Here is a 24,889-nt window from a genome sequence, read left to right as displayed (position 1 = left end):
CCACACCGGACCGGCCGGGGCCCCCGCACGGGGGTCGGGAGCCTCGGCCACGAACTCGCACCCACCAGGAGGAGAGGGATCCCGCACATGGAAACGGGTCTGGACGCGGGCACGTACGACGTCCTGCGCGACCGGCTCGCCCAGCAGGCCGCCGAACTCGCCCGCAGAGTCGACGAGTTGAACGCCCGCCGCGTCGAGGAGTTCGCCTCGGCGCGACTGGACCTCGCCGGATCCGAACGGCTGCGCACCGAGCTGCCCTGCGTGCCCGGCGATTTGGCCGCCGTCGGTGGACACCTCCTGGTCGGATACACCACCGCGGCCGCGGACGGAGCGCCGCGCAGCCGCGTCGACGAGGTGTTCGCCCTCTACGACCGCGACCTCGCCCCGGCGCCCGACGACGCCGTCCCCGGACTCCTCGACGACCCCGGCTTCGTCCGCGAGTTCGCCGCGCTGCACCGCTACTACGCCGACGCCCGCCTGCGGCAACTCCGCCTGAAGGACGGCAAGTTGCTCGCCGTGTTCCAGACCGGCGACAAGACCGGCGACATCCGCGTGCTGCGCTGGGCCCTCGCCGTCGACGGCAGCGCCCGGTTCCTGGACGCCCGCGGCGAACGCGACCACCTCGCCGAACCCGACCGGGCCGTCGACTGGACCCCGGCCACCCGCGCCGACCACGTCCTCGGCCGCCACCCGCACATCGGCATCGACGGCGAGATCTACGTCTCCACGGTCGGCGGCAGCCTCACGGTGAAGACCGAGGACGACACCGAGACCGCCGAGGGCATCCACAGCGAACCCGTCGACGAACCCCTCCAGTCCCTCGCGGACGCCGACGTCGCCTACGCGCGCGTGGGCGCGCTGATCCTGCTGCGGGTGCGCCCCTACAAGGAGAGCGCCGATCGCTACCTCGTCTACTTCACCCTCACCCACGACGTCGTCAGGCTCGACGGCATCGGACAGGGCTGCCGCGTCCTCCCCGACGAGCAGGGCGTCGTCTTCCCCGGCGGGTACTGCCTGAGCTCGGGCGAGCACAAGACGTTCGACGCCGTCGACACCACCGGTCTCGCGTACGAGCGCACCGCGCACTCGCCCAACGGCGAGGACGTGCTGTACGTCTTCCACGCCCGCGCCGCAGGACGGACCCTCCTGCTGCCGTACAACGTGATCCGCAAGGAGGTCGTCGCCCCCCTCACCTGCCACGGGCACGCGCTCTTCGACGACGGCACCCTGTTCCTGCTCAGGTCGGAGCAGAGCGAAGGACCCGGCCGCGTCCACCCCGTCCAGCGGTACGTGTCGCCCTTCGTGAGCGACACGTACGCCGCCGCGCAGCCGGTCGCGGAGGGAGCCCTCGCCCGCGTCGGCAACGCCGACCTCGTCCGCGCCATCTCCACCTGTCTGACCCTCGCCCGGGCCGCCACCGCCGCCACACCCACCAGCGAGGGCTACGCGGAACTCCTCGCCGGATGCGTCCGGGCGCGCGACTCGCACCCGTGGCTGCTCGACCCCGAACTCGGCGAGCCGGGCGTCCCCCTGGAGCGGATGCGGGCCACCGCCGAGCAGATCGTGACCGAGTTCGCCACCGTACGCGAACTCACCGAGCAGGCCGCCCGGCAGCTGGACGAGGCCGCCGCGCGCATCACCGCGGTGGTGCGACGGCTACGCGGAGAACGGCCGCGCGGTGCGGGGGAGTGGGTGGAAGGACTCACCGAACTCCGCCACGCGCAGGGGCACTTGCTGACGCTCAAGGACGTGCGGTATGTCGACGTCGAGCGGATCGACGCGCTCGCCGCGCAAGCAGCCGCCGACCTCGACCGCTTCGGGCAGCGCGCCGTCACCTTCCTGGCCCATGACGCCGCCTTCAGTGAACAGCTCGCCGCCGCCGAACAACTGGCCTCCGCCTGCTCGGAGGTGACGTCCACCGCGCAGGCCGACGACGTCGCCGCCCGGCTCGACGAACTCGCCGACGGACTGCGCACGGTGACCGACGTCGTCGGCGCACTCGACATCGCCGACACCACCGTGCGCACGGCCGTCCTGGAGCGCATCGCCGAACCCCTCGGCGCCGTCAACCGGGTCCGCGCCCTCCTCGACACCCGCCGCCGCGAACTACGGGACCAGGAAGGACGCGCCTCCTTCGCCGCGGAAACGGCACTGCTCGGACAGCAGGTCGCCGGGGCACTCGCCGCCGCCGACACCCCCGACGCCTGCGACGAACAGCTCGCGCGGCTGCTCGTCCACCTGGAGAACCTGCAGTCACGGTTCGCCGAGCACGACGACTTCCTGGCGCAGCTCGACGTCCGCCAGGCCGAGATCACCGAGGCGCTGGCAGGCCGCAAGCAGACCCTCGCCGACGCCCGCGCCCGCCGCACCGAACAGCTCGCCGCCTCCGCGGGACGCGTCCTGGACACCGTCGCGCGGCGCGCCCGCACCCTGCCCGACGCGGACGCCGTCGCCGTCTTCTTCACGTCCGACCCGATGGTCGCCAAGGTCCGCTCCGTCGCCGACGAACTGCGCGGACTCGGCGAACAGGTACGGGCCGAGGACCTGGCCGCCCGCCTGGTCGCCGCCCGCCAGGAAGCCACCCGCGCACTGCGCGACCGCGCGGACCTGTACGACGCGGACGGCACCACGATCCGGCTCGGCAGCCACCGCTTCGCCGTCAACGCCCAGCCCCTCGACCTGACCCTGGTCCCGGACGGCGACGGACTCGTCTGCGCGCTCACCGGCACCGACTACCGCGCCCCGGTGACCGACCCCGCGTTCGCCGACACCCGGCCCTACTGGAACCAGCACCTGCCCTCGGAGACGCCGGAGGTCTACCGCGGCGAGCACCTCGCCGCCCGCCTCCTCGCCGACCACGGCACGACCGCGCTCGCCGCCGCCGACGACCTGGCGGACCTCGTCCGCCGCGCCGCGCAGGACGCGTACGACGAAGGCCACGAACGCGGCGTCCACGACCACGACGCCACCCTCATCCTCACCGCCCTCCTCCGGCTGCACGCGGAAGCCGGGGTCCTGCGCCACCGGCCGGCCGCCCGCGCCGCCGCCCAGGTCTTCTGGGCGCACGGCACCACCGACGCCGCGCGGCACGCCTGGTCGGCGCGCGCCGTGTCACTGGCCCGCGCCCGCGACACCTACGGCCTCGCCCCGGCCATCGCCGACCTGGAGGCGGAACTCGCCGCCGCCATGGCGGACACCGTCGACGACGGCATGTCGATCGGCGGCCCGGCCGCCGCCTACCTCTTCGAAGAGCTGACCACCGGCCCCGACGGCTTCGTCCTGCCCGAAACCACCCTGACCTTCCTCGACAAGTTCCGCCACAGCACCGGCAGTTCGGCGTACGCGGACGGACTCGCCGCCCTCCACCACGACCTGGCCGCCCGCCGCCAGCTCACCCACGCCTGGCTCACCGCCTACGCCACCTCCAGCGGCCAGGACCTCGACGACGGCGACCTGGCCGAAGCCGTCGCCGCCGAGCTCTGCCCCCACCTGCCCCGGTACCCGCACACCGCCGACGTCTCCACCACCGTCGAAGGGCTCCTCGGCTCCCATCCACGCATCGCCCGCGACGGCACGCTCACCGTCCGCATCGACGAACTCCTCGCCCGCACCCACGAGTTCCGCACCGTACGGGCACCGGGCTACCGCGCCTACCAACGCCGCCGCACCGCCTTCATGGCCACCGAACGCGACCGGCTGCGCCTCGACGAACGCCGGCCCCGCGCCCTGTCCTCCTTCGTCCGCGGCCGACTCGTGGACGAGGTGTACCTGCCCCTCGTCGGCGACAGCCTGGCCCGCCAGATCGGCACCGCCGGCGAGACCCGCCGCCCCGACACCGGCGGCCTGCTGCTGCTCGTCTCCCCGCCCGGCTACGGCAAGACGACCCTCATGGAGTACGTCGCGCAACGCCTCGGCCTGCTCCTGGTCAAGGTCGACGGTCCGGCGCTCGGCCACCAGGTGACGTCCCTCGACCCGGCGCAAGCCCCCGACGCGACGTCCCGCCGTGAGGTGGAGAAGGTCAACTTCGCGCTCGCCGCGGGCAACAACACCCTCCTCTATCTGGACGACATCCAGCACACCTCGCCCGAGTTCCTCCAGCGGTTCATCCCGCTGTGCGACGCCACCCGCCGCATCGACGGTGTCGTCGACGGCCGCCCGCGCACCTTCGACCTGCGCGGCAAGCGCTTCGCGGTGTGCATGGCGGGCAACCCCTACACGGAGTCGGGCGCCCGCTTCCGCGTGCCCGACATGCTGGCCAACCGGGCCGACGTGTGGAACCTCGGTGACGTCCTCACCGGCAAGCAGGACGCGTTCGCACTCAGTTTCGTCGAGAACGCCCTCACCTCCCACCCCGACCTCGCCCCGCTCGCCGGCCGCACCCGGCACGACCTCGAGACCCTGGTCGCACTCGCCACCGACCATCCGGCCGCCCGCACGGACGCACTCCAACATCCTTACAGTGCAGGCGAGTTGACGCGTGTGACGACACTCCTGCGGCACCTCGTCGCAGCCCGCGACACGGTCCTGGCCGTCAACGCCGCCTACATCGCCTCCGCCGCCCAGACCGACGCGACCCGCACCGAGCCGCCCTTCCGGCTCCAGGGCTCCTACCGCAACATGAACAAGATCACCCAACGGCTCGACCCGGCCATGGACGACGCGGAACGCGACGCCGTCATCGACGACCACTACCGCGCCGAGGCCCAGACCCTCACCACCGGCACCGAGGCGAACCTGCTCAAGCTGGCCGAACTGCGCGCCACCCTCACGCCCGAGCAGACCGACCGCTGGGCCGAGCTGAAGGCCGCGTACATACGTCACCAAGCACTCGGCGCGGCCGACGACGACCCGGCGGCCCGCGCCGTCGCCGCCCTCGGCCTCCTCGCCGACCGTGCGGCCGCCATCGAGAACGCCATCACACGAGCCGGCGACCCGAACCGGGCGCGGCACGCGGCACCGCCCGGTCGGTGACACCGCCGGTAGGACGGAATACGGCACCGAAGGAGCGCAACGACTGCCGGGACCGGGAAGTGCACGGACCCGGCCGCGGCGCCACGATGGGCGGTGCCGAGACCTGCTTGACACCCCTCCACGGCCCTACCTTCCGCGGCCCTACCTTCCACGGCCCTACGCCCACCTCAGCCCTTCGCATCTTCGCTCCAGAGCTCCCAGTCCAGGACGCCCACACCTATGCAGCGCAACGACAAACCCCACGACGGCCCGTTCGCCCAGCGACAACCGCAGGTACCCGACAGCACCACGCAACCCCGGTGGGTCACCCTTCCCGCGCCTGCGCTACAAAGAGGGCTGCGGGGCAGCACGGGCGCGGGCGGGATCACGGGGGCGGGCATGGCGGGGCGGGACCACGAGGTGTTCGAGGAGTACCTGGCCGGGTACGCCGCCCTCCTCGCCGACGCGTGCGCGACCGGACGCCGTCTGACCCGCGACGAGATCGAGACCCGGCGGGCGCTGGGGGAGCGCGCCGCCGAGGGCGGCTTCGGCCTGCGGGCCCTCATCGCCGCCCACCTTCGGGAGGCCCGTCTGAACGTGCCGGCCGGGGCAGGGAACCCGGCCGACGTCCTCGCGGTCGTGGAGCAGACTGTCGACGCGTTCGCCGAAGGCTTCGAACGGTCCCAGTTGCACGCGGTCCGTCAGGAGGAGGCGGCCCGAAGGGAGTTCATCGACGACCTCCTGTACGGCCGCAGCGACCTGGGCCGGCTCGCCGAACGCGCCGAACGCTTCGGCCTGCGCCTGTCCCACGAGCACGCCGTCGCGATCGCCCAGGGCGACACCGCGTACGAAGAGGGGGACACGGTTCCGCGCGGCGTGGAACGGGCCATGATCAGCCGGTTCGGCAACCGCAGCATCCTGCTCACCACCAAGGACGGGCGCCTGGTCTGTGTGGCACCGGGCGACCAGGACGAGGTCCTCGTCTTCTTCGCGAAGCAGGCGTACGCGGGCACGGGCGGCGGCCACGTCGCCATCGGCCGCCCGCAGCCGGGCCCCGGCGGCGTCGTCCAGTCCTACGAAGAGGCCCTGTCCACCCTCGAACTCGCCCACCGGCTCGACCTCGACGAACCGGTCCTGCGCGCGGCCGACTTCCTCGTCTACCCCGTCCTGACCCGCGACCGGCAGGCCATGGCGGACCTGGTGAGCAGCACCCTCGGCCCCCTGCAGAGCGCCCGCGGCGGCGCCCAGCCCCTCCTCGACACCCTCACCGCCTACTTCGACTGCGGCTGCGTCTCCGCCGAGGCGGCACGTCGCCTGTCCCTGAGCGTGCGAGCGATGACGTACCGCCTGGACCGCATCCACAAACTGACCGGAGCCGACCCCTCCGACCCGGTGCACCGCTACACGCTCCAGACCGCGGTGATCGGCGCACGGCTGCTGGACTGGCCTGCACGACCGTTGTGACCGAAGGCAGGTCGACGCCGTCGCACGGGCCGAGCTGGGGAACGGAGTGCGCGCCGACCAATTGGAGCGGGAAGCCGCGAGCCAGCGGTCTTCCCCGCTCTGACGGGGATCAGGGCGCGGGCGCGGGTCGGTTACGAGGGTGTGCGAGGGGCGCGCTGCTGCGGCCGGGCGCCGGGGGAAAACGCCTTGCTCGCAGGGGCAGTTGCTCGCATCATCACCGGATGGACGACATGCCGAGCCACTTTCCTGACACTCTGCCCGCCCTGCGCGCCGCGGCACGCGAGGCGGGCTTCATCATGTCCAGCGAGGACCGGACGGGAAACCTTCTCGCCGTACTCGCCGCCGCTCGCCCCGGCGGCCGGATCCTCGAACTCGGCACCGGAGTGGGGGAGGGGACCGCCTGGCTCCTCAGCGGCATGGACCGTGCCGCCCACCTGACCACCGTCGAACTCGACCCCGCCGTCCAGACCGTCGCCCAGGAGCAACTGGGGGCCGATCCCCGGGTGACCTTCGTGTCCGGGGACGGCGGCACGTGGCTGGAGGACTTCGACGGCGCCCCCTTCGACCTCGTCTTCGCGGACACCTGGCCCGGCAAGTTCACCCACCTGGACCTGGCCCTGCGACTCGTGGCACCCGGCGGTACCTATCTGATCGACGACCTCTTCCCGCAGCCCGGCTGGCCGGACGGCCACGAGGCCTCCGTCAAGCGGCTGTTGGGAGAACTGGGCGCACGCGAGGACTTCCTGTGCGTGCGCCAGGCCTGGGCGAGCGGGCTCCTCATGGCGGTACGCACCGCCTGAGACCGAGCCTGCCTCTTGCGTGTTCCAGGGGGCTCGGCGGGCAGGCCTCGGCCCGTCATCGCATGTCGTCGACCTTCAGATCGGTCCCGACCACGAGGGTGACTTCGCCGGCCGGGGCCGAGGCGTCCGCCTTCGACCGTGCGCCGGGCACCTGGGAGGAGAGGACCGCCGCTCGCTCGGCCAGGTCGGCCGGATGGGTGACCGTGGTGCGGGTGGCGTGGGGCGCGTTGCCCGTCGCGGTGACGGTGAACCCCGCCTCGCGGAGTCGGGCGGCGACCGCGGCGGCCTTCCCCTCGGTACCCGAACCGTTGAGGACCCGTACGCGGACCGACGAGGCGTAGATCAGGTTCTTCGCGTCCGCCTCCACGCGCTTCTTGCCGACCTCCCTGTCCTTGGCCAGGGCGGTGAAGACGTCCGCGGCCTGCGGGTACTGCCACGCCACGTTGGCCTTGTCGGTGGCGACGTCGGCCTCGCGCGGGTAGTTCGGCACGGTGAGGAACGTCAGGTGTTCCTTGGGGATGCCCTTGATCTGCGACGCGAGGGAGCTGAGCGGCTTGATTCCGTCCAACTCCTCGTCCGTGGTGAGGGACTTGGTGACCGACTGCAGCAGATCGTAGAGCGCACCCGGACTGGTGATCTTCGATTTGGCCTTCTCGGCCAGCGCCTGCATGAACTCCTGCTGGCGGCCGATGCGTCCGGTGTCGGAACCGTCCCCCACGCTGTACCGCGCGCGTACGTAACCGAGCGCCTTCTCGTCCCTGATCGTCTGGCAGCCCGCTTCGAGGTCCAGGTGGGCCTTCTCGTCGTGAATGGCCTCCTCGGGACAGACCTCGATCCCGTCGAGGGCGTTGACCATGCCCTTGAAGCCCTGGAAGTCGACGGACATGAAGTTGTCGATGCGCAGGTGGGTGTTGGCCTCGACCGTCTTGATGGTGCAGGCGGCGGCCCCGGCCACGTCGCCGCCCGTCCCGCCGATCGTGAACGCCTCGTTGATCTTGAAGTGGTGGGCGGCGGACTTCGACCCGTCACCCTTGTCGCAGGCCGGGATCCGCACCCAGGAGTCGCGGGGGAGGGACACGACCGTGGCCCACTTACGGTTCGCGGCGATGTGCAGCACCATCAGCGTGTCGGAGTGCATGGTGTCCCCCTCCATGCCGCCGTACTTGGAGTTCGCGCCGTCCCGGCTGTCGGAGCCCACGACCAGGATGTTCCGCGACCCGGGACTGAGGTTCTCGGGACGGTCCTCACCGAGCTTGTCGTCGAGACGAGCGGTGTGGATGTTGTTGTCGAGGTCGTGGTAGATCCACGCGCCGACACCGGCGGCACCGAGCACGAGAACGGCACCGACACCCACCGTCCAGGCGACGATCCGGCCCCGCCGCGTCCGCCGGCCCGCACGCCGCCCGGACCGCCCGGCCGACGGAGCATGTCTTCGTCCTCGCGTGCCGCCCACTGGTCTCTCCCCTCCCTCGCCCGCGCCCCGCCCGCTCCCAGCGGCCGGACATACAGCGCGGACACCCCGTCCTCGATCACCGGACCCTATACGGTCGTGCAAGAGTTCGGTCGCTGCGACGTGCCGTCGAAGGGCGGATACGGGGCAGACCGTGCGCGAGCGGGCCGTGGTCCGCCTGCGTGCGCGCCGGGAGGGCGGTCGGCGGCGACCGGTACCGTGCCGGGGACGACCGTGGCAACCGACCGGACCCACCTCATCGTGCTCCGATGCAACTCGGCCAGCGAAAAGAGCACCGCCGCCACCCCACTCCGCAACCGCTGCGGCCGGGGACTCGCCTCGTCCACCAGGACAACCGGCGCCGAACCGTGCTGCGCGAGCGGGACCGTCCGGGCGCCGCGAACATTGGCCTGATCTCCACGGTGGCGCGGTACTCGCGCGACGCCGGTCCACGCCGTGGTGGAGGGCATTCTCCACGCGGACCCAGGTCACCGAAGAGAGGCCGGCCACGTCAGCGCCCAGATCCTGCTCCTCGTCCTGGCAGGCGCCCTGGTGGCGCTCGTCTCGGACGGTCTGTGGGGACTGACTGCCTCAGCCGCGCGCAACTGGCTGGGCCGTTCATCCCGGCGGATGTCACTGATCGGCGGCACCGGGAGACTGGCGATGATCGGACTCGGCACGTCCGTCGCGCTCACCGGCCGCTCCGACCAGGACCTGTCCGGCCAGGTAACTGACTCTCGGCGACTGGACCATGGGTGCGGCAGATCGTGCCTGCTACCGTGCGCTGATGTCCGCGATCAAGAAGTTCCAAGTCACCTTCGACTGCGCAGAACCCGAGCGTCTGGCTCGCTTCTGGTGCGAGGTGTTGGGGTACGTCGTACCGGCGCCGCCGGCAGGGTTCGCCACGTGGGACGACTTCCAGCAGGCGCAGGCCCCTGAGCAGCGGGACGCCTGGTTCGCCTGCGTCGATCCCTCAGGTGTGGGCCCGCGGCTGTACTTCCAGCGCGTTCCCGAGGGGAAGGCCGTCAAGAACCGGGTGCACCTGGACGTGCGGGTCGGCACCGGCCTCGTGGGCGAGGAGCGTCTCGTCGCACTTGAGGCGGAACGCGATCGGCTGGTCCCTCTCGGCGCGGTGTACGTGCGAACGCTGTACGACGGCAACGACGCGTGCATCCCGATGCTGGACATCGAGGGCAACGAGTTCTGCATCGACTGAGCCCGTCAGCATCGGGCAGATGGTGAGCCGCCCGGATCAGGCGCCGGTCACTTCAGTTCGATCTCGACGAAGGCCAGCGGGGCATCGCCGGCGTTGACGACCTCGTGTTCGCTGCCGGCGGGCCGCGCATAGGACTCGCCCGCCCGCAGCCGAGAGGGAGTGACGGTGCCGTCGGGAGCGATCACGTGGGTCAGCCCGTCGGTCACGGGCACGACGACGTAGTCGAACTCGTGCACATGGCGGCCGGTGCTCTCCTGCGGGGCGAAGTCCCAGCGGGTGACCCGCGTCCGCTCGTCCTCGTGCTGCAGGGTGACGCGTGCGGTGGTCGTCATGGCTGATCTCCTCATCGTCGTTCGCCGCCCTGCACGGCGGACCGGCGCGGCTACATCCCAGGTGGCAGGCTAACTGCCGGGTGCTTCGGGAACTGGGGCAGGGGTGCGGCTCGCTGGGGGAGGGCGGGGACGGCGGCCGGGGTGAGCGTGGGGCGACCGCTGCGACAGCGTTCCGGCTCAGTGCTCAGGGCACAGAGCCTGAGCACACCGCTACGGTGAAGGCGTGATCGGCTACGGGGTACCCCTTCTCTTCCTTGACGTCGACGGGCCACTCATCCCCTTCGGGGCGACCCGACAGCAGCTCCCGTCCGCCGGACCTGCCCGTGGTGACCTGGTCCGAGGAACCCGGCGAAGAGGAGAAGGACGGCCTGCACTGGAAGACTCGTCGGCTTCGCCAGTGGGCGGGTGGACGGCCCTTCGCCTGGGTCGATGACGAGATCACGGAGACTGACCGGGCCTGGCTGGAGGCACACCATCCGGGTCGAGTCCTCGCGCTTCATGTCGACCCCCGACAGGGCATCACAAGCGGTGACTTCGTCACTCTCGACCATTGGTTGAGGGCACCTGGGTGAGCATGCCTGCCATGGTCATCGCGACGAGGCGGTCCGCCTGCTCCGGAGATACGTGCTCACGGCTCCATGCGGCTGCGTTCATGAGGGAGAAGGCGTCAGCGCTCGCGGGAAAGGAAAGAACGAGGGTCCTGGTTGCCCGGGACCCTCGCACACTGTCGACCAAATCAGAAAGAAGACCTAAAAGAGATTGATCAAGTGACTAAAAGCGGCTGCGGCCTGCTGGATCCACGTCGGATCCGCCGGCCAGAAGATACCGTGAACAAGACTGTCGATGCCGGGGATGGGTGAGACGATCGCGACGGTTTTCCATGTTCTGTTGGTCCGTCCCCACCACCTCTTCAAGAGCGATGACTTCTGTGGCTCTTTGGTACCGGCAACACTGGAATTGATCTCGTGGGTAGAAAATCGAGGTACGGTCAACTGGGCTACGTACTCACGCTCGATCCTCCTTCCTTCATGCTCGACCACCTCGCGTCCTCGAATGGTGATGCGCAAGGCGGGCTGTCTGGGATCCGGATAAATGAGCGCCACTGCGATCGTGTTCCGATCTCGGTTGGAGCGCTGTGCAGGCCAACCCTGCACAGACCGCACAGGAGACAGAACCTCGAATCCTGCGCGGACCGCACAGGATTGAAGCGAGATCCCGAGTTCGGAACGAAGTGGGTGATGAGTGCTTCAATGGTGCCAGTGCATCGAGATTCCCACTACGGTGCGCCCGAGGCAATGCCCCCTTCGAGTGACTGGCTCGCCGTCTTCTCGATCATGAAAAGAGCGGGTGTGTGCTCGTGGTATCCCTGTTGCCGGTGAAGCGGCACGGGTGTTGCCGCTGGTGAGGGTGTTCCAGTCTCGGGTGGCTGTGCGACGCGCTCATCCATGTTCCGGGCGAATGCGGGTAGTTGGGGTCGATGACCCTTCCGAAGCCTGTGAAGTACTTCCTTGTCGCACTGGCGCTGTACGTGGCCGGGGTGTTGTATTTCCGGTTCGGCGCGCGCCATCCCGAGGGGTGGGGCAAGTCGTTCTTGATCTCTCTGCTCTTCACGCCGGTCGTGCTGCTGTGGTGGTGGGCCAGGGACTCGATGATGGACAAGGCCCGTCGAGCCGGTGAGCGTCGCCGCGAGGCGCGTCGGGAACGGCGTCGGACTCAGGGTGCTTGAGGCAGGTTTCGATCTGCCTCGCGCGTGTGTGCGGGGCGCCGATCGGTCACTGGCGCAGCTCCATTGGTGCCCCGAAAACCCAAGTGCGTGCGCCCACGCCCCTCTGTCACCATTCCCGCATGGTTCACCCCCTCGAACATCTGGTCGTCCGACACACCCACCGTCTCCCTGCTCCCGAGGGCGCAGTCGGTGACGGTGCTGTCGCCGCGCGGCAGTTCGACGCCGCGCTGATGTCGGTGGGCTTCAAGCTGTCCGCGCCGCTCCACGAGCGACTGGCCGGGCTGTCCGAAGGCGCGGTGGTCGACATCGCCGTGCGGACCCTGGCCGGCGTCCGTGAGCTGGTCGGTGACCATGTGCGGCACAACACGTACTTCATCGACTTCCCGGCGAACGTGCCGGACACCCTGGACTTCTGGATGCAGTGCATCCGCGAGGCGCTCGCCGACGACAAGACCCGCGAAGGCACCCTCAAGCAGTTGAGCACCGGCGTGGTGAACCTGCTGACGCTGCCTTCGTACGGGCGCTACCCGCACACGTACACCGAAATGCTCGGCCACCACGACGAGTTGATCGAGGCGGCCGGTGACCGGATGACCGTGCTGCACCTCGGCCGGGACGCACAGGACGAGGTCAGCGACCTGTACGTGCAGCTCGCCGGCAGCCGCACGCCCCTGGGCGCGGAGCATCTGCGAGACCTCGACGCGCTGGCCGCGCACTGTGTCGACGGCCGGCAGCCCGAGCAGATTCCGGTGCGCGAGAACCGCGCGGTGATCAACCGGGCACGTCTGCGGGCAGGTTCGGCGCTGATGCTCGACACCGTCACCGACGTGCTGCGTCTCGCCTGTGTGCTGGCGGAGGGCGACGTGTCCCTCGTCGAGCCCACCCGGTTCGTGAAGTTGTCGCGGCCCGTGCGCCGAGCGCTGCTCGGGGGTCTCGACGCGGTCGTCGCCGCGGTGCCCGCGAAGCTCGCCGATGTGACCGCCCATCGGGAGGCGTGGAAGCGGCTCGGCGAGCGACTGCACCCGCACGAGTACCCCCAGTTCCCGTATGCCGCCCAGGTGTTCGCGGTGGCGCGTGGTGATCAGCGGGTGCGGTCCTTCGCGAGCCGGACCGAGGAGCTGCTCGGCCAGGGCGACCTGACCGGTGCGGTGGCGCTGCTGAAGTCCGCGCCGGGCGTGCTGCTGCGGTCCGTTGACCGCCTGGCGCGCACCGCCCGCACCGAGGAGGAGCGCGAGGCGGTGCTCGCCGGCGTCGCCGAGGCCGTCCCGCAGACGGCCGGACGGGTCCTGCTCTCGGTGCGCCAGCACCTGCTGAACCGGGGCGACCGGCTCGAACAGGCGGGCGCGCGCCGGGTGTTCATCAACCGGCTCGGGCGTGCCTGGGTCGCCGATGACACCCGCCCCGCGCTGCCCGGCACCGTCAAGTCGCGGCTGATCGCGCTGCTCGACGCGGAGATCACCCGACGCCTGCCGGTCGCCGGACCGGTGCTCGTCGACCCGGACGTCCTTGACGTCGCACTGCCGCTGAGCGGCAAGGCCGTCTCGTCCGGGCTCGGGGTGCTGCCGCGTGGTTCGGTGTCGCCGGTCGAGGGCGAGCTGCTGCGGTTCTTCGTGTACTGGAAGCAGAAGAGCGAGGACACGGACTACGACTTGTCGGCGGTGATCCTGGACGAGGAGTACGAGCAGGTCACCTGGCTCTCGTACACCCAGCTCACGGACGTGGAGGGCCGGCACTCGGGAGACATCACCGAAGCGCCCGACGGCGCCTCGGAGTTCATCGACCTCCGGCTCGGAGCGGTGCGCGGCAGCTTCGTCGTGCCGCAGGTCCTGCTGTACTCCGGGGAGAGCTTCATGGACGTCGAGGAGTCGTTCTTCGGGTTCATGCTCCGGGAAGGCGAGCAGCAGGGGCGGCCGTTCGAGCCGCGGACCGTGCGGATGAAGTCCGATCTGCGGGGCCCCGGACGGGTGGCGCTGCCGCTGGCGTTCCAGCGCGGCGAGGACGGACAGTGGCGTGCGCACTGGCTGCACCTGTACCTCAAGGGCATGCCGGCCGCGAACCGCGTCGAGGAGACCCGGGTGACGGTGGAGACGCTGCTCCGCGGCATCGTCGAGCGGGAGCAGTTGACCGTGCGCTGGCTGCTCGGTCTGCTGGGTGACGCGGACGTGACGGTGTGGAACGGCGAGGGCCTCCCGGAGGGGCCGGTCACGTATGTCGGGCTGCAGCGCCCTGATGGGCTGCATCCCGAGTCGCGGGTTCTCACCCCGGAAAATCTCCGCGACGTCATCCCCGAGTGACTGGTAGCGTTCAGCGCGTCGAGGCCATGAAGGGGCTTCCTTCTCAACCCACCCTCATCGGGGGTTCATAGCTAGCCCCTTCGCTCTCCTCGACTCAGGCCGGTGAGGCCATGAAGAGGCTTCCTTCTCACACCTTTCCTGTAGAAATAGTCTCTTCGCTTTCCTCACCACCGACTTCGAGCCCCTGGCGTTCCACGCCAGGGGCTTCGTCGCGCCACGGGTTCATCAACTCCAGGCGCTGAAAGGGCGCCAACCCGCGCCGTGAGGCCCGTTGCCTATCCTCGGGGAATGCATCAGCCACCTCAGGATCCAACGGCCTTCGCCGACGTCCTAACGGCAGCGTTTCCGGCCGCCCTCGCCGACGAGGCCAAGGGCGCGCTGGAGGTGATGCCGCACGTCAGGTTGGCGCCGGTGGCGCCCTTCGACGTCGAGGTGCAGGGCGAGACCGTCACCATCCCCTCGCGGATCTACCACGACGAGCCGGACGCCGAACTGCAAGCCTCGCTGACCGCGACACAGCAGCTGATCCTGCATTGCCTCTACTCGCGGCACTGTGACGGCCGGGTCCGGCAGCGTCACCTCGAGCGGATCGTGGCGTCGGACGAGCCGTGGGTGGTCCCGTTCGTCGTGCAGCTGGCCGGTGAGTACGTCGTGGAGATCCTGGCGGCCATCACTAGGGGACTTCCCGGTCTCGCCATCTCAGGTTCGGCGCAGCGCAGGCTCTACGGGGAGTTCATCGTCCGGAATCCGGCCTTCTTCGCCCGTACGGAGCGGCGGTTGGTCAGCTACTGGACGTGCTATTACCGCTGGATGCACGAGGCGTTCGCGACGTATCCGGGGGCCGTTTTGGTGGATGAACTGCGAGCGGCCGCGACCGAGCAGGCGGGGCGACCGTGTCCACGGCAGACCCCGCGCTCGTGACTCAGGCCGCCGGCCTGCCGGGCTGGTCGTGGGTGGAGCAGTGGATGCCGCCACCCCCGGAGGCGATGGTGTCGATCTGCACCTGGACGACGTCCCGCTTCGGGAAGTGCTCCCGCAGGATGCCCTTCGCCCGTGAGTCGGCCTTCCTGTCCCCGAACCGGGGCATGAAGACGGCGTCGTTGGCCACGTAGAAGTTGGCGTAGGTGGAGACGAAGTCGTCGCCCTCACCCGTGATCTCGTACAGGTCCGGCTGGGGCAGCTCGACGATCTCGAAACCACGACCCCGTGCGTCGGTCGCCTTGCTGAGCACCGAACGCGCCTGATCGGCCGAGCGGGACCAGGAGTCCGGCGGCGAACCGGGGAACGCCTGGTCGAGCAGCACCACGCCGGGAGCGGTGAACCGTACGAGGCTGTCCACGTGGGCGTCGGTGATGTCCTCGCCGCGCACGCCCTCCAGCCAGATCACCTGCTCGACGCCGAGGGTGTCGATGAGTTCGTCCTCGACCTGGTCCCGGCTCTTTCCGGGGTTGCGGTTGTCGTTGACGATCGAGCTCTCGGTGATGAGGAGGGTTCCCTCGCCGTCGGTCTCGAAGGAGCCCCCTTCGGCGACGAGCGGTGCCTTCTCGCGCGGGATGTCGTACTCGGCGAGCAGCTTGCGGCCGACCTGGGCGTCGTCGGTGTGCTCCTGCTTGTTCCCCCACCCGTTGAAGTTGAAGTCGACGCCGAGCACCTCGCCGCCGTCCTCGACGAAGACGGGAACGATGTCGCGGGCCCACAGATCGTCGACGGGCAGCGGAATGACCTCGACCTGTGAACCGCAGGCCCGCTGAGCGGCGGACACCTGGTCGGCGCGCGCCATCATCACGACCGCCTCGTAGTCCCCGATCGCGCGGGCGATGCGGGCGATGTCCTCACGTACGTACGGCAGGTCGTCTCCCCAGACGGAGGCGAGGGCCGGCCAGGACATGAAGGTACGGGTGTGGCTCTCCCACTCGGCCCCGAACCGGCGCCCACCCGACGCGGCGGGCTTGCGCACGGGGGCGGTGGTCGTGCTGCTGTCGGCAGCTTTCTCGGGCCCGCAGGCGGTGGCGCCGAGCGTCAGAACGCCGCCGAGGCCGGCGAGGGCGCGCAGGGCGGCGCGACGGGAGGTCGGGAAGGGGGACACGGTGAGCTCCGATCATGGACTGGTGAGACTACCCGCGGCAGGTGTCCCGCGCAGAGGCGCCGCGGTGCGCTCGCGGTTCGGCTCGGTTCGGTGAGCGCCGAACCGTTACGGCCCTAGCGTCGGAGCCATGACGTACACGACGCATGAATTCGACCGCGCTGCGGACGTCCGGGCGGCGCTGGCCGACCCGGCGCTGGTCCCCGACCTGCCGGTGGCGGACGACGGTCCGGCGGGGGCGAGTGTCGCCTGGCTGCGTGCCCACGTGGCCCGGTTCAGCGTCGGTGCGGCGCACCAGCGGCGGCGGGCCCTGGTGGAGGCGGAACTGGCCCGGCTGGAGCCCGCCGTACTGCGGCAGGCGGCCGCACGCGCGAGCGGGGGAGAGGTCCGGGCACAGGTGGTGCGCGCCCTCGCCGAGGCCCTCGGGATGCCGGGAGACGAGGCGGTCGCGGACGACGTGATCGCTGTGGCCGGGGTCTACTTCGGCGGGAGCGACCCGGAGGCGGACGCTGCGGTGGGCAGGCTCACTGCCCGGCTGCTCGGCGGGGCGGCGACCGAGGACGACCTCGAAGCGGCCGCCCATCGCATCGGGCTGCTGGTGCAGGCGTGTGACGCCACGGCCGCGCTCGTGGAAGCCGCGGCCGGCAGCGAGTTGCCGATGGCGCGGGTGCTACGGGACGTTCCGCCCGTACGGGCCATGCGCCGGGTCGCTGCCCGTGCCACCCGAGTGGCGGGCCGGGAGATCGCCGAAGGCGATGTCGTGGTGCTGGATCTGGTGACCGCGCAAGGCGGGAACCCCGTACCGCTCACCTTCGGTGCTCCTCCGCGGGTCTGCCCGGGGCGGGCCCACGCCCTCGCCCTGGCCGAGGGTCTGCTCCAGCGCCCGCAGACCCCCTTCGCCCGACTGCACCACGAGGCGGCCCCGCTGCTCCTGCCCAATGCCTGGGACCACGCCTCCGCGGCCGCGCTGGTGGCGCAGGGCTTCCGGGCGATCGGCACCACAAGCCTGGGCATCGCCGCGGCCGCCGGACTCCCGGACGGGTCGGCGGCCACCGCCGAGGCGACCTTGGCGCTCGCCGGTCGACTGGGACGGAGCGCCTTCCTGTTCACCGTGGACGCTGAAGGAGGCTTCAGCGACGACCCGGAGGACGTGGCCGAGCTGGCCAGGAAGCTGCACGACGCGGGCGCGGCCGGCATCAACATCGAGGACGGCCGCCCCGACGGCACCCTCGTCCCCGCCGCGTTGCACGCCGCGAAGATCGCCGCGGTCAAGTCCGCCGCACCCGCTCTCTTCGTCAACGCCCGCACCGACACCCACTGGCTCGGGTGCCAGCAGGAAGAGACGGCGGAGCGCCTCGCCATCTACGAACAGGCGGGCGCGGACGGGGTGTTCGTGCCGGGACTGTCGGATCCCGACGGGATCGCCGCGCTGACGGCCACCCTCCTCGTCCCGCTGAACATCCTGTACACGCCGACCGGCCCCTCGCTCACCGACCTGGCCGCGCTCGGCGTGCGAAGGATCAGCCTCGGTTCGCTGCTCTACCGCAGGGCCCTCGCCGCCGCCGTGGCCGCCGCGACCGACATCCGCGAGGGTCGCCCGTCCGATCTCGCGTCGCTCTCGTACGGGGAGGTGCAGGCGTGGGCTACGGCTGCCGGGGCGCGACCGGAACCGATGCCGTGACCGATGTCCCGACCGAAGGGCTGAGGACCTTGCGGGTGACGCGCTCGGAGACGGCGGCGACCAGGGTGCGCGGGCGGCGGGGCAGCAGATGCGCGGCGAGGGCGTTGCCGAACCCGGGGGTGACGTAGCCGCGGTCGCGGTCCAGTGCGCGCAGTGCGGCGCGCACGACCGGTTCCGGTGTGGTCATCGAGCCGTTGACGGCCGCCTTGCGCGTGCCGATCGCGTCGAAGAAGGGCGTGTCGACCGGGCCGGGGCAGAGGGTGAGTACGCGGATGCCGCGTTCTCGGTACTCCTCGCGCAGGGCGAGGCCGAAGTTCAGGACGAAGGCTTTGGCCGCGCCGTAGACGGCGAAGTACGGGGCGGGCTGGAAGCCCGCGGTGGACGCGACGTTGAGGACCGCGCCCGTGCCGCGGTCGAGCATGCCGGGGAGCAGGGCGTGCGTGAGGTCGACGAGCGCGACGACGTTGACCATCAGCTGGTCGTGGTCGCGGTCCGCGGCGATCTCCTCGAAACGGCCGCACGTCCCGAAGCCGGCGTTGTTGACCAGGAGGTCGACGCTCAGGCCTCGGGCGGTCAGCTCGTCGGTGATGCGGCGGGCGGCATCGGGCTCGGCGAGGTCCTGGACCAGGACGTGCGCACGGATGCCGTGCGCCGCCGCCAGGTTCTCGGCGAGAGCGGTGAGCTCGACCCCTGACCGCGCGACCAGGATCAAGTCGTGCCCGCGGGCCGCGAGTTGGGCGGCGAACTCCGCACCGAGTCCGGACGAGGCGCCGGTGACGAGGGCTGTGAGACCTGTAGTGCGCATGGAAGGCTCCTTCGTTCGTTCGGCCAGCTGATGAGACAGGAGAGTATCCGTTGGAGTTCTATTTGCAACAGAGCTGACGCAGATCAATCTGAAGTGGTGCAGCGCGGTATCGTTTGCGGAGTCGAGTGGAGGAGCGAGAGGCGCCATGGACGAGACAGCAGCGCGGCCGTTGCGGGCAGACGCGGAGCGCAGCATGCGCGCGATCCTGGAGGGCGCTGAGCGCGTCCTTTCTGTGGATCCCGGCGCCTCCATGGAGCAGATCGCCGCCGCAGCGGGCGTGGCGCGGACGACGATCCACCGGCGGTTCGCCAGCCGGCAGGCGCTGATCGAGACGCTGGCCCTGGACGCGGCCCGTCAACTCGCCCGGGCCGTGGACGACGGACGCCCGGACACGGCCCCTGCCCAGGTGGCCCTGCACCGGATCACGGTCAACGTGCTGGAGGTGAAGGGCGCCTGGGCCTTCGCCCTGGGACTGCCGGCCGAGCCGGGCAGTGAGGCGGCGGCACTGCACGAGGACCTCGGCCGGCGCTGCATCACGGTGCTGGAGCGGGCGCGTGCGGACAAGTTGATCGACGAGGCCGCCGACCTCGAGTGGGTGCGCCGGGTCTACTACGCGCTGCTCGGCGAGTCCCTGCACGGCGGCGCGGACGATGCCGACGTCGACACCGACACGCTCGCGGCCCGCATCGTCGACACCCTGTTGCACGGCGCCGGCCCGCGCGCCTGAGCGGCGCGGTCAGATGCCGGACGGGTCCACGCGGCCGCCACCGCGACCGGGCCCGCGACGGAGCGGCAGCAGCCGGCTGCGGGCGATCAGGAGGAACCCGCCGAACAACAGGGCGTTCCCACCGAAGAAGCGGACCTCCCAGGAGACAATTCTGGTGCGGATCTGCTGCCGCCCGTCCTCCTGTCAGGAACCTTGACAGTGCGATCACGCGCTGAATAGCGTGCGCCGCACTTCAATTGAACCGGGGGATGCGGCGTGGGCAGACCGGGCGATACCTGGAGACGATGGCTCGCTTCGCTCACCGCGCTGCTGAGTCTGCTGGTCCTCACCGCCGCCCTGCCCGGGTCGGCCACCGCCGCGCCGCAGTCACCCGCCCCCGTGGCATCCGGCGGTCGTCCCTCCTTCGACACCGGCCCCGCCCACGACGTGATCCAGCGTCTCATCGGCCCCGGTCGCGCCGCCCAGGTCAAGCTGGAACCGATGCCCACCGCCGCGGGCCGGGACACGTTCCGGGTCGGGAGCGGCCCGGGCCGACTGGTCATCGCGGGCAGCAGCGGTCCGGCGCTGCTGATGGGATTCAACTGGTACCTCAAGCACGTCACCAGGACCGACGTCTCGTGGAACGGCGACCAGCTCGACCTCCCGCACCGGCTCCCGCTCCCCGGCCGGCCGATCGAGAGGTCGTCCGCGGTGAAGCACCGGTTCACCGGCAACGACACCGAGGACGGGTACTCGGGGCCGTACCGAAGTTTCCGGGACTGGGAGCGGCTGATCGACGTGATGGCGCTGCACGGCGTCAACGAGATGTTCATGCCCGTCGGCGCGGAGGCCGTGTACTACGAGACGCTGCAGTCCTTCGGATACTCCGCCGAGGAGTTGCGCGCGTGGATCCCCAGCCCCGGCTACCAGCCGTGGTGGCTGCTGCAGAACACCTCGAACTTCACCGCGCCAGTCAGCGAGGACCTGATCGAGTCGCGGGCGCGGCTGGGGCGCCGGATCGCCGACCGGATGCGGGCGCTGGGCATCACACCGGTCCTGCCGGGCTACTTCGGCACGGTGCCGACCGACTTCGAGACCCGGAACCCCACCGCGGTGACCGTGCCGCAGGGCACCTGGATGGGGTTCACCCGGCCCGACTGGCTGGCGCCGGTGAACCCCGTCTTCGACCAGGTGGCCGAGGAGTTCTACGCGGTCCAGGACCGGCTCATCGGCACGACGACGATGTACAAGATGGACCTGCTGCACGAGGGCGGCCGGGCCGGTGACGTCCCGGTCGGCAAGGCGTCGGCCGCGGTGCAGGCGGCCCTCGACCGGGCCCACCCCGGCGCGATCTGGGTCATCCTCGGCTGGCAGGACAATCCCCGGCGCGAGACGGTCGAGGCCATCGACCGGAGTCGGATGCTGGTCGTCGACGGCCTCTCCGACCGTGCCCTGGGCCCCGACCGCGACGCGGACTGGCTCGGCACGCCGTACGCCTTCGGGTCGATCTGGAACTTCGGCGGCAACTCCACCATGGGCGCGTCCGTCCAGGCCTGGAACGACCGCTTCTGGGACTGGCTGGCCAGGCCGGACAGCGCCCTCGACGGGATCGCGATCATGCCGGAGGCCGGCTACAACAACCCGGCCGCATTCGAGTTCCTCGCCGAACTGCCCTGGCACGAAGGGCCCGTCGACGTCGAGAAGTGGTTCTCGGAGTACGCGGACGCACGCTACGGCGGAGCCGACCCGCACGCCCGTGCCGCATGGAAGGTGCTGGCGAACACCGCCTACGCGGTGCCACCGAGCGGGGGCCGGTCCTCGGGCCACGGCGGACTGTTCACCGCCACCCCGAGCCTGACCGCCACCCAGCCGCACAGCTGGGCGCAGGCCGCCTTCGCCTACGACCCGGCGGCATTCGCCCCGGCCCTGCCCCAACTCCTCGCCGTCGACAAGTCGTTGCGCGACAGCGACACCTACCGCTACGACCTGCTGGAGGTGGCCCGCCAGGCGGCCGCGAACCGGTCGAGGACCCTCCTGCCACAGATCCTGGCGGCCTACCGCGCCAAGGACGTCGCCGAGTTCACGCGGCTGGCCGGGACGTGGACCGAGTACATCGAAGCCCTCGACGACCTGACCGGAACGAACCGGCAGTATTTGGTGGGGCCCTGGCTGGAGCAGGCTCGAGACGCCGGTGAAACCCCGGTCGAGTCACGACAGTTGGAGTACGATGCCCGCAAACTGATCACCTCGTGGGGGCTGCGCACCACCGACCTGCACGACTACGCCTATCGCGAGTGGTCCGGACTGCTGCGCGACTACTACGCGCCGCGCTGGAACCGGCTGTTCGACAGCCTGCGGACTGCCCTGGAAACCGGCGACAGCCCGGCGGACGTGGACTGGTACGGCCTGGCCGAGAACTGGTCCAAGGACCGCACCCGATACGCGACCGAGCCGGCCGGCGACACCTACACCCAGGCCGCTCGGATGCTGAAGCGGCTCAGCGAGGACACCTACGATCTGCCGCTGTCCGCACAGCCGCGGGGAGCGGTCTCCGACACCGCCTCCGGCTCCCTGGCCGCCACCGTCACCAACACCAACTACTTCGCGTCCGTGACCGGTGTGACCTTCGACGTCACCGCCCCCGCCGGCGTCGACGTCCGGCCGACCGGACCGCAGGACGACAGCGTCGGCCCCGGCGGCACGCTGGAGCGGTCCTGGTCCGTGCGCCGCGGCACCCTCCCGACGGACACGACCGAGGTCGAGCTGAAGATCTCGGTCGGCTTCGAGCAGGCCGGCCGGCACGTCACACGGCGGACTACCGCCGTCCTGCCCGTGGCCGCGGAAGGCCGGTACCAGCTGAGTGACCTGCCGTTCGCCTCCGCGCGCAACCACGACGGCGTCTACCCGGTGGCCCGCGACACCGTCACGCCGGGCACCCCCGCGGGCAACGGGCGGCCCCTGCGGCTCGACGGGACGGCGTACGCCAAGGGGCTCGGCACGAACGCGAATGCCGACGTGCGCATCGAGACCGGCGGCAGCTGTCGCCGCTTCACCTCCGTCGTCGGGATCGACGACGCCATGAACCACACCGCCGACGGTGACGTGCTCGTCCGGGTGTACGGCGACGGCAGGGTCCTGTACGAGTCGCCCGTCCTGCGCAGCGGCCTGGCCGACACCGGAGCGGACGCGATCCGGCTCGACGTCGACATCGCCGGCGTACGCCAACTGCGCATCCAGGTGCACCAGTTCGACGCCAACCGCTACTTCGACGCGGTGTCGTTCGGCGTCCCCGCGCTCACCTGCACCTCCGCACCACCGGTCCCGCTCGGTGACAACAAACCGACGAGTGCCTCCAGTTGGGAGGCGAACCGGGATCCGGCCAAGGCCAACGACGGTGACCTGACCACCGGCTGGTTCTGCGACCCCAAGCAGTGCGCCGGTCAGTCCGCGCACTGGCAGGTGGACCTCGGCGCGGCGCACGAGCTGACTTCGGTGCGCGTCACGCCGTACTACGCCGACGGCCGGTCGTACCTCTACCGGGTCGAGGGCAGCGCGGACGGACAGAACTGGACCGTACTGGCCGAGAAGTCGACTCACCGGGCGCAGACGGACGTGGGCGACCTGTACGCCGTGACGGGCAGCCATCGGTACGTGCGGGTGACCGGTTTCGGCAACACGGTGAACGCGTACACGCTGCACCTCCAGGAGGTCGCGGTCTACGCGACGAGGTGAACGTCCGCTGGCGTGCCGGGAGTTGGTCCGGCGTCGCTGCTTCATTCCGCATCCGCGCAGGGGGCCTTGACACTGCACACCTCTGCACGTTTACCTTTGCGTTCAAAGGTAATTAGCTTTGCGTGCAAAGCAAGTGTGCCCTCATCGTACGCACCGGTGTGAAACGGAGTCGCCCCATGCCGCACTTCAACGTGCACATCCGCGAGGAAGCCCTCGACGGAACGGTCGAACCGAAGCTGATCAGCGCCCTGGCCGACGCGGTCGGAGCGGTCTACGGCCCGGACTTCCGGCGCCTCGTCGGGGTCGACCTGATCGGAATCCCGCAGCACCGTCGCGGCATCGGCGGCAGCCCGACGGAGCTTGACGCCCCTCTCGTCACCCTCAGCATGAGGGAGGCCGCGTACCACGTTCCCGAGGTCCCGGACGCTCCCGCCCGCCTGGTCGCGGCCATCACCGACGCACTGGTGGCCGTGCTGGGCGAGGACATCCGCAAGCAGGTCATCGTGAGCATCGTCGGTGTGCCCGACGGCCGCACCGGCGTCGCGGGCGCCGTCGCCTGAACTGGCGGGCGCACCCGGAGCCCGGGCCCCTTCCGATGCGCTCGGCAGGGGCCCGGGCCGACTCGCCTTCTCCTGATGACCCGGTGGCCGGCGCTACTTCAGGTGCCGGGTGAAGAACTGGGCCGCGGCGTCTCCCGCGTGCTGCGGGACCCCGGTGTGCCCGCCCATGTTGGCGTACAGGGACTTCTCCTCGGACCCGAAGGCGTCGAACAGATCGAGGGCCGCCTGGCGGTCGTTGCCCTCGTCGTCCCATTGCAGCAGGACGTGCAGCGGGATGGTGATCTGGCGGGCCTCTTCGCGGATGGAGCGGGGTACGAAGCTTCCGGCGAACAGACCCGCGGCCGCGATGCGCGGATCCACGGCCGCCAGCCGGACCCCGATGGAGATCACTCCGCCCGAGAATCCGACCGGCCCGCCGATCTCGGGCAGGGCGAGGAGAGCGTCGAGAGTGGCCTGCCACTCCGGGACCGCCTCGTCGACGAGCGGCAGGACGACCGCGTCGATGATCTCGTCGCTGACCGGCTCACCGGCCGTCAGCACCCGGCGCAGGTCGGCGCGTGCCTGGTCGAGGGCGGGCAGTCGGGGACGGTCGCCGCTCCCGGGGAGTTCGATGGTGGCCGTGGCGAAACCCTCCGCCGCGCTGTGCAGGGCGCGGCCCACCAGCCGGGCGTACATCTTGTGGAGCCCGAGCGGCGGGTGGCCGAGCAGGATCAGCGGCACCGGTGCGGAAGGAGAGGCGGAAGCCGGAGTCCACAGGATGCCGGGGATCTCGCCGAGGGTGAACCGGCGCTCGCGGACGTCGCCGTCGAGACGCTGCTCAGAAGTGAGGTGCATGGTCGTGCCTTTCGGGAGTGCTCAGAGCGGCGCTCCCGGACGACGACCTATCGCCCGACCGTGACCCCGGAGGGGAGCACCCATGTCGATTCTGCGTTCACGGGTACCACCTCCTCGATCTCTCGCACGGCCGTCGGAAACGTAGCAGGGGGTGCCGTGGCGAGCCAAACCGTTTTCTGCGCGGGTGCGGGCCGGAGGGTCAGAGCGCGGCGAGTCGGTCGACGATCAGGTCGAGGCGTTGTGAGGTTTCCTCCGG

Annotated in this window: 17 protein-coding genes and 2 pseudogenes; 13 read left to right on the top strand and 6 right to left on the bottom strand. The window is 70.7% G+C overall.

Annotation, left to right across the window (positions count from 1 at the left end; all coding sequences use genetic code 11):
• Nucleotides 1-87: 87 nt before the first annotated feature.
• From RBJ77_RS18315 to RBJ77_RS18305, 3 genes are all read left to right on the top strand, one after another.
• A complete protein-coding gene (locus RBJ77_RS18315) occupies nt 88-4,971 on the top strand; it encodes a DNA repair ATPase (RefSeq protein WP_372346010.1) in 4,884 nt (1,627 codons plus the stop codon).
• 378 nt (nt 4,972-5,349) lie between these two features.
• Nucleotides 5,350-6,414, top strand: a complete 1,065-nt coding sequence (locus RBJ77_RS18310; RefSeq protein ID WP_372346307.1) for a PucR family transcriptional regulator — start codon at nt 5,350-5,352, stop codon at nt 6,412-6,414.
• Nucleotides 6,415-6,635: 221 nt separating this feature from the next.
• A complete protein-coding gene (locus RBJ77_RS18305; protein ID WP_372346009.1) occupies nt 6,636-7,214 on the top strand; it encodes an O-methyltransferase in 579 nt (192 codons plus the stop codon).
• 55 nt (nt 7,215-7,269) lie between these two features.
• Here the strand turns inward: RBJ77_RS18305 and RBJ77_RS18300 are convergent, their stop codons facing one another.
• The gene (locus RBJ77_RS18300; RefSeq protein ID WP_372346008.1) at nt 7,270-8,568 is read right to left on the bottom strand and encodes an LCP family protein; all 1,299 of its coding nucleotides are present in this window, start codon (nt 8,566-8,568) and stop codon (nt 7,270-7,272) included.
• A 315-nt stretch (nt 8,569-8,883) separates the two neighbouring features.
• On the opposite strand from RBJ77_RS18300, the pseudogene RBJ77_RS18295 reads away from it, so the two are divergent.
• Both RBJ77_RS18295 and RBJ77_RS18290 read left to right on the top strand, forming a co-directional pair.
• Nucleotides 8,884-9,147, top strand: a pseudogene (locus tag RBJ77_RS18295) (kinase); the annotation flags it as partial.
• Nucleotides 9,148-9,451: 304 nt separating this feature from the next.
• Complete coding sequence (locus RBJ77_RS18290) at nt 9,452-9,880, top strand: VOC family protein (RefSeq protein WP_372346007.1); 429 nt, start codon at nt 9,452-9,454, stop codon at nt 9,878-9,880.
• A 47-nt stretch (nt 9,881-9,927) separates the two neighbouring features.
• On the opposite strand, the gene RBJ77_RS18285 is transcribed toward RBJ77_RS18290, so the two are convergent.
• Nucleotides 9,928-10,212, bottom strand: coding sequence for a cupin domain-containing protein (locus tag RBJ77_RS18285; protein ID WP_372346006.1), 285 nt, complete (start codon nt 10,210-10,212; stop codon nt 9,928-9,930).
• A 223-nt stretch (nt 10,213-10,435) separates the two neighbouring features.
• Between RBJ77_RS18285 and RBJ77_RS18280 the strand changes: the two are divergent.
• Nucleotides 10,436-10,784 (top strand): annotated as a pseudogene (locus RBJ77_RS18280) (hypothetical protein).
• Between the two features lie 177 nt (nt 10,785-10,961).
• Here the strand turns inward: RBJ77_RS18280 and RBJ77_RS18275 are convergent.
• Nucleotides 10,962-11,315 carry a hypothetical protein gene (locus tag RBJ77_RS18275; RefSeq protein WP_372346005.1) on the bottom strand — a complete coding sequence of 118 codons (354 nt, stop codon included), beginning with the start codon at nt 11,313-11,315 and terminating at the stop codon, nt 10,962-10,964.
• Between the two features lie 374 nt (nt 11,316-11,689).
• Here RBJ77_RS18275 and RBJ77_RS18270 point away from each other — a divergent pair, with 374 nt between their 5' ends.
• The 3 genes from RBJ77_RS18270 (at nt 11,690) to RBJ77_RS18260 (ending at nt 15,153) form a co-directional block, all read left to right on the top strand.
• The gene (locus RBJ77_RS18270) at nt 11,690-11,938 is read left to right on the top strand and encodes a hypothetical protein (RefSeq protein WP_372346004.1); all 249 of its coding nucleotides are present in this window, start codon (nt 11,690-11,692) and stop codon (nt 11,936-11,938) included.
• Nucleotides 11,939-12,057: 119 nt separating this feature from the next.
• Complete coding sequence (locus RBJ77_RS18265; protein WP_372346003.1) at nt 12,058-14,232, top strand: hypothetical protein; 2,175 nt, start codon at nt 12,058-12,060, stop codon at nt 14,230-14,232.
• A gap of 288 nt (nt 14,233-14,520) precedes the next feature.
• Nucleotides 14,521-15,153: a hypothetical protein gene (locus RBJ77_RS18260; RefSeq protein WP_372346306.1), complete on the top strand. Its 633-nt coding sequence runs from the start codon at nt 14,521-14,523 to the stop codon at nt 15,151-15,153.
• A gap of 1 nt (nt 15,154) precedes the next feature.
• Here the strand turns inward: RBJ77_RS18260 and RBJ77_RS18255 are convergent, their stop codons facing one another.
• Complete coding sequence (locus RBJ77_RS18255; protein ID WP_372346002.1) at nt 15,155-16,318, bottom strand: agmatine deiminase family protein; 1,164 nt, start codon at nt 16,316-16,318, stop codon at nt 15,155-15,157.
• Nucleotides 16,319-16,445: 127 nt separating this feature from the next.
• On the opposite strand from RBJ77_RS18255, the gene RBJ77_RS18250 reads away from it, so the two are divergent.
• A complete protein-coding gene (locus RBJ77_RS18250; protein WP_372346001.1) occupies nt 16,446-17,996 on the top strand; it encodes an isocitrate lyase/phosphoenolpyruvate mutase family protein in 1,551 nt (516 codons plus the stop codon).
• Here the strand turns inward: RBJ77_RS18250 and RBJ77_RS18245 are convergent.
• A complete protein-coding gene (locus tag RBJ77_RS18245) occupies nt 17,959-18,801 on the bottom strand; it encodes an SDR family NAD(P)-dependent oxidoreductase (RefSeq protein WP_372346000.1) in 843 nt (280 codons plus the stop codon). The two genes, RBJ77_RS18250 and RBJ77_RS18245, sit on opposite strands and share 38 nt — an antisense overlap.
• A gap of 145 nt (nt 18,802-18,946) precedes the next feature.
• Between RBJ77_RS18245 and RBJ77_RS18240 the strand changes: the two genes are divergently transcribed.
• The 3 genes from RBJ77_RS18240 to RBJ77_RS18230 all read left to right on the top strand — a co-directional run bounded on the left by RBJ77_RS18240 (nt 18,947) and on the right by RBJ77_RS18230 (nt 23,799).
• Complete coding sequence (locus RBJ77_RS18240; protein ID WP_372345999.1) at nt 18,947-19,528, top strand: TetR/AcrR family transcriptional regulator; 582 nt, start codon at nt 18,947-18,949, stop codon at nt 19,526-19,528.
• A gap of 255 nt (nt 19,529-19,783) precedes the next feature.
• Complete coding sequence (locus tag RBJ77_RS18235; RefSeq protein WP_372345998.1) at nt 19,784-23,239, top strand: alpha-N-acetylglucosaminidase TIM-barrel domain-containing protein; 3,456 nt, start codon at nt 19,784-19,786, stop codon at nt 23,237-23,239.
• A 176-nt stretch (nt 23,240-23,415) separates the two neighbouring features.
• Nucleotides 23,416-23,799 carry a hypothetical protein gene (locus RBJ77_RS18230; protein ID WP_372345997.1) on the top strand — a complete coding sequence of 128 codons (384 nt, stop codon included), beginning with the start codon at nt 23,416-23,418 and terminating at the stop codon, nt 23,797-23,799.
• A 93-nt stretch (nt 23,800-23,892) separates the two neighbouring features.
• On the opposite strand, the gene RBJ77_RS18225 is transcribed toward RBJ77_RS18230, so the two are convergent.
• Nucleotides 23,893-24,633, bottom strand: a complete 741-nt coding sequence (locus RBJ77_RS18225; RefSeq protein ID WP_372345996.1) for a dienelactone hydrolase family protein — start codon at nt 24,631-24,633, stop codon at nt 23,893-23,895.
• Nucleotides 24,634-24,889 lie beyond the last annotated feature (256 nt).

It is taken from the genome of Streptomyces sp. KL116D (assembly GCF_030766975.1).
GTDB classification, from domain to species: domain Bacteria; phylum Actinomycetota; class Actinomycetes; order Streptomycetales; family Streptomycetaceae; genus Streptomyces; species Streptomyces longispororuber_A.
The sequence above is the reverse complement of the archived record's forward strand: the minus strand, read 5'-3'. Positions and strand labels throughout refer to the sequence as shown.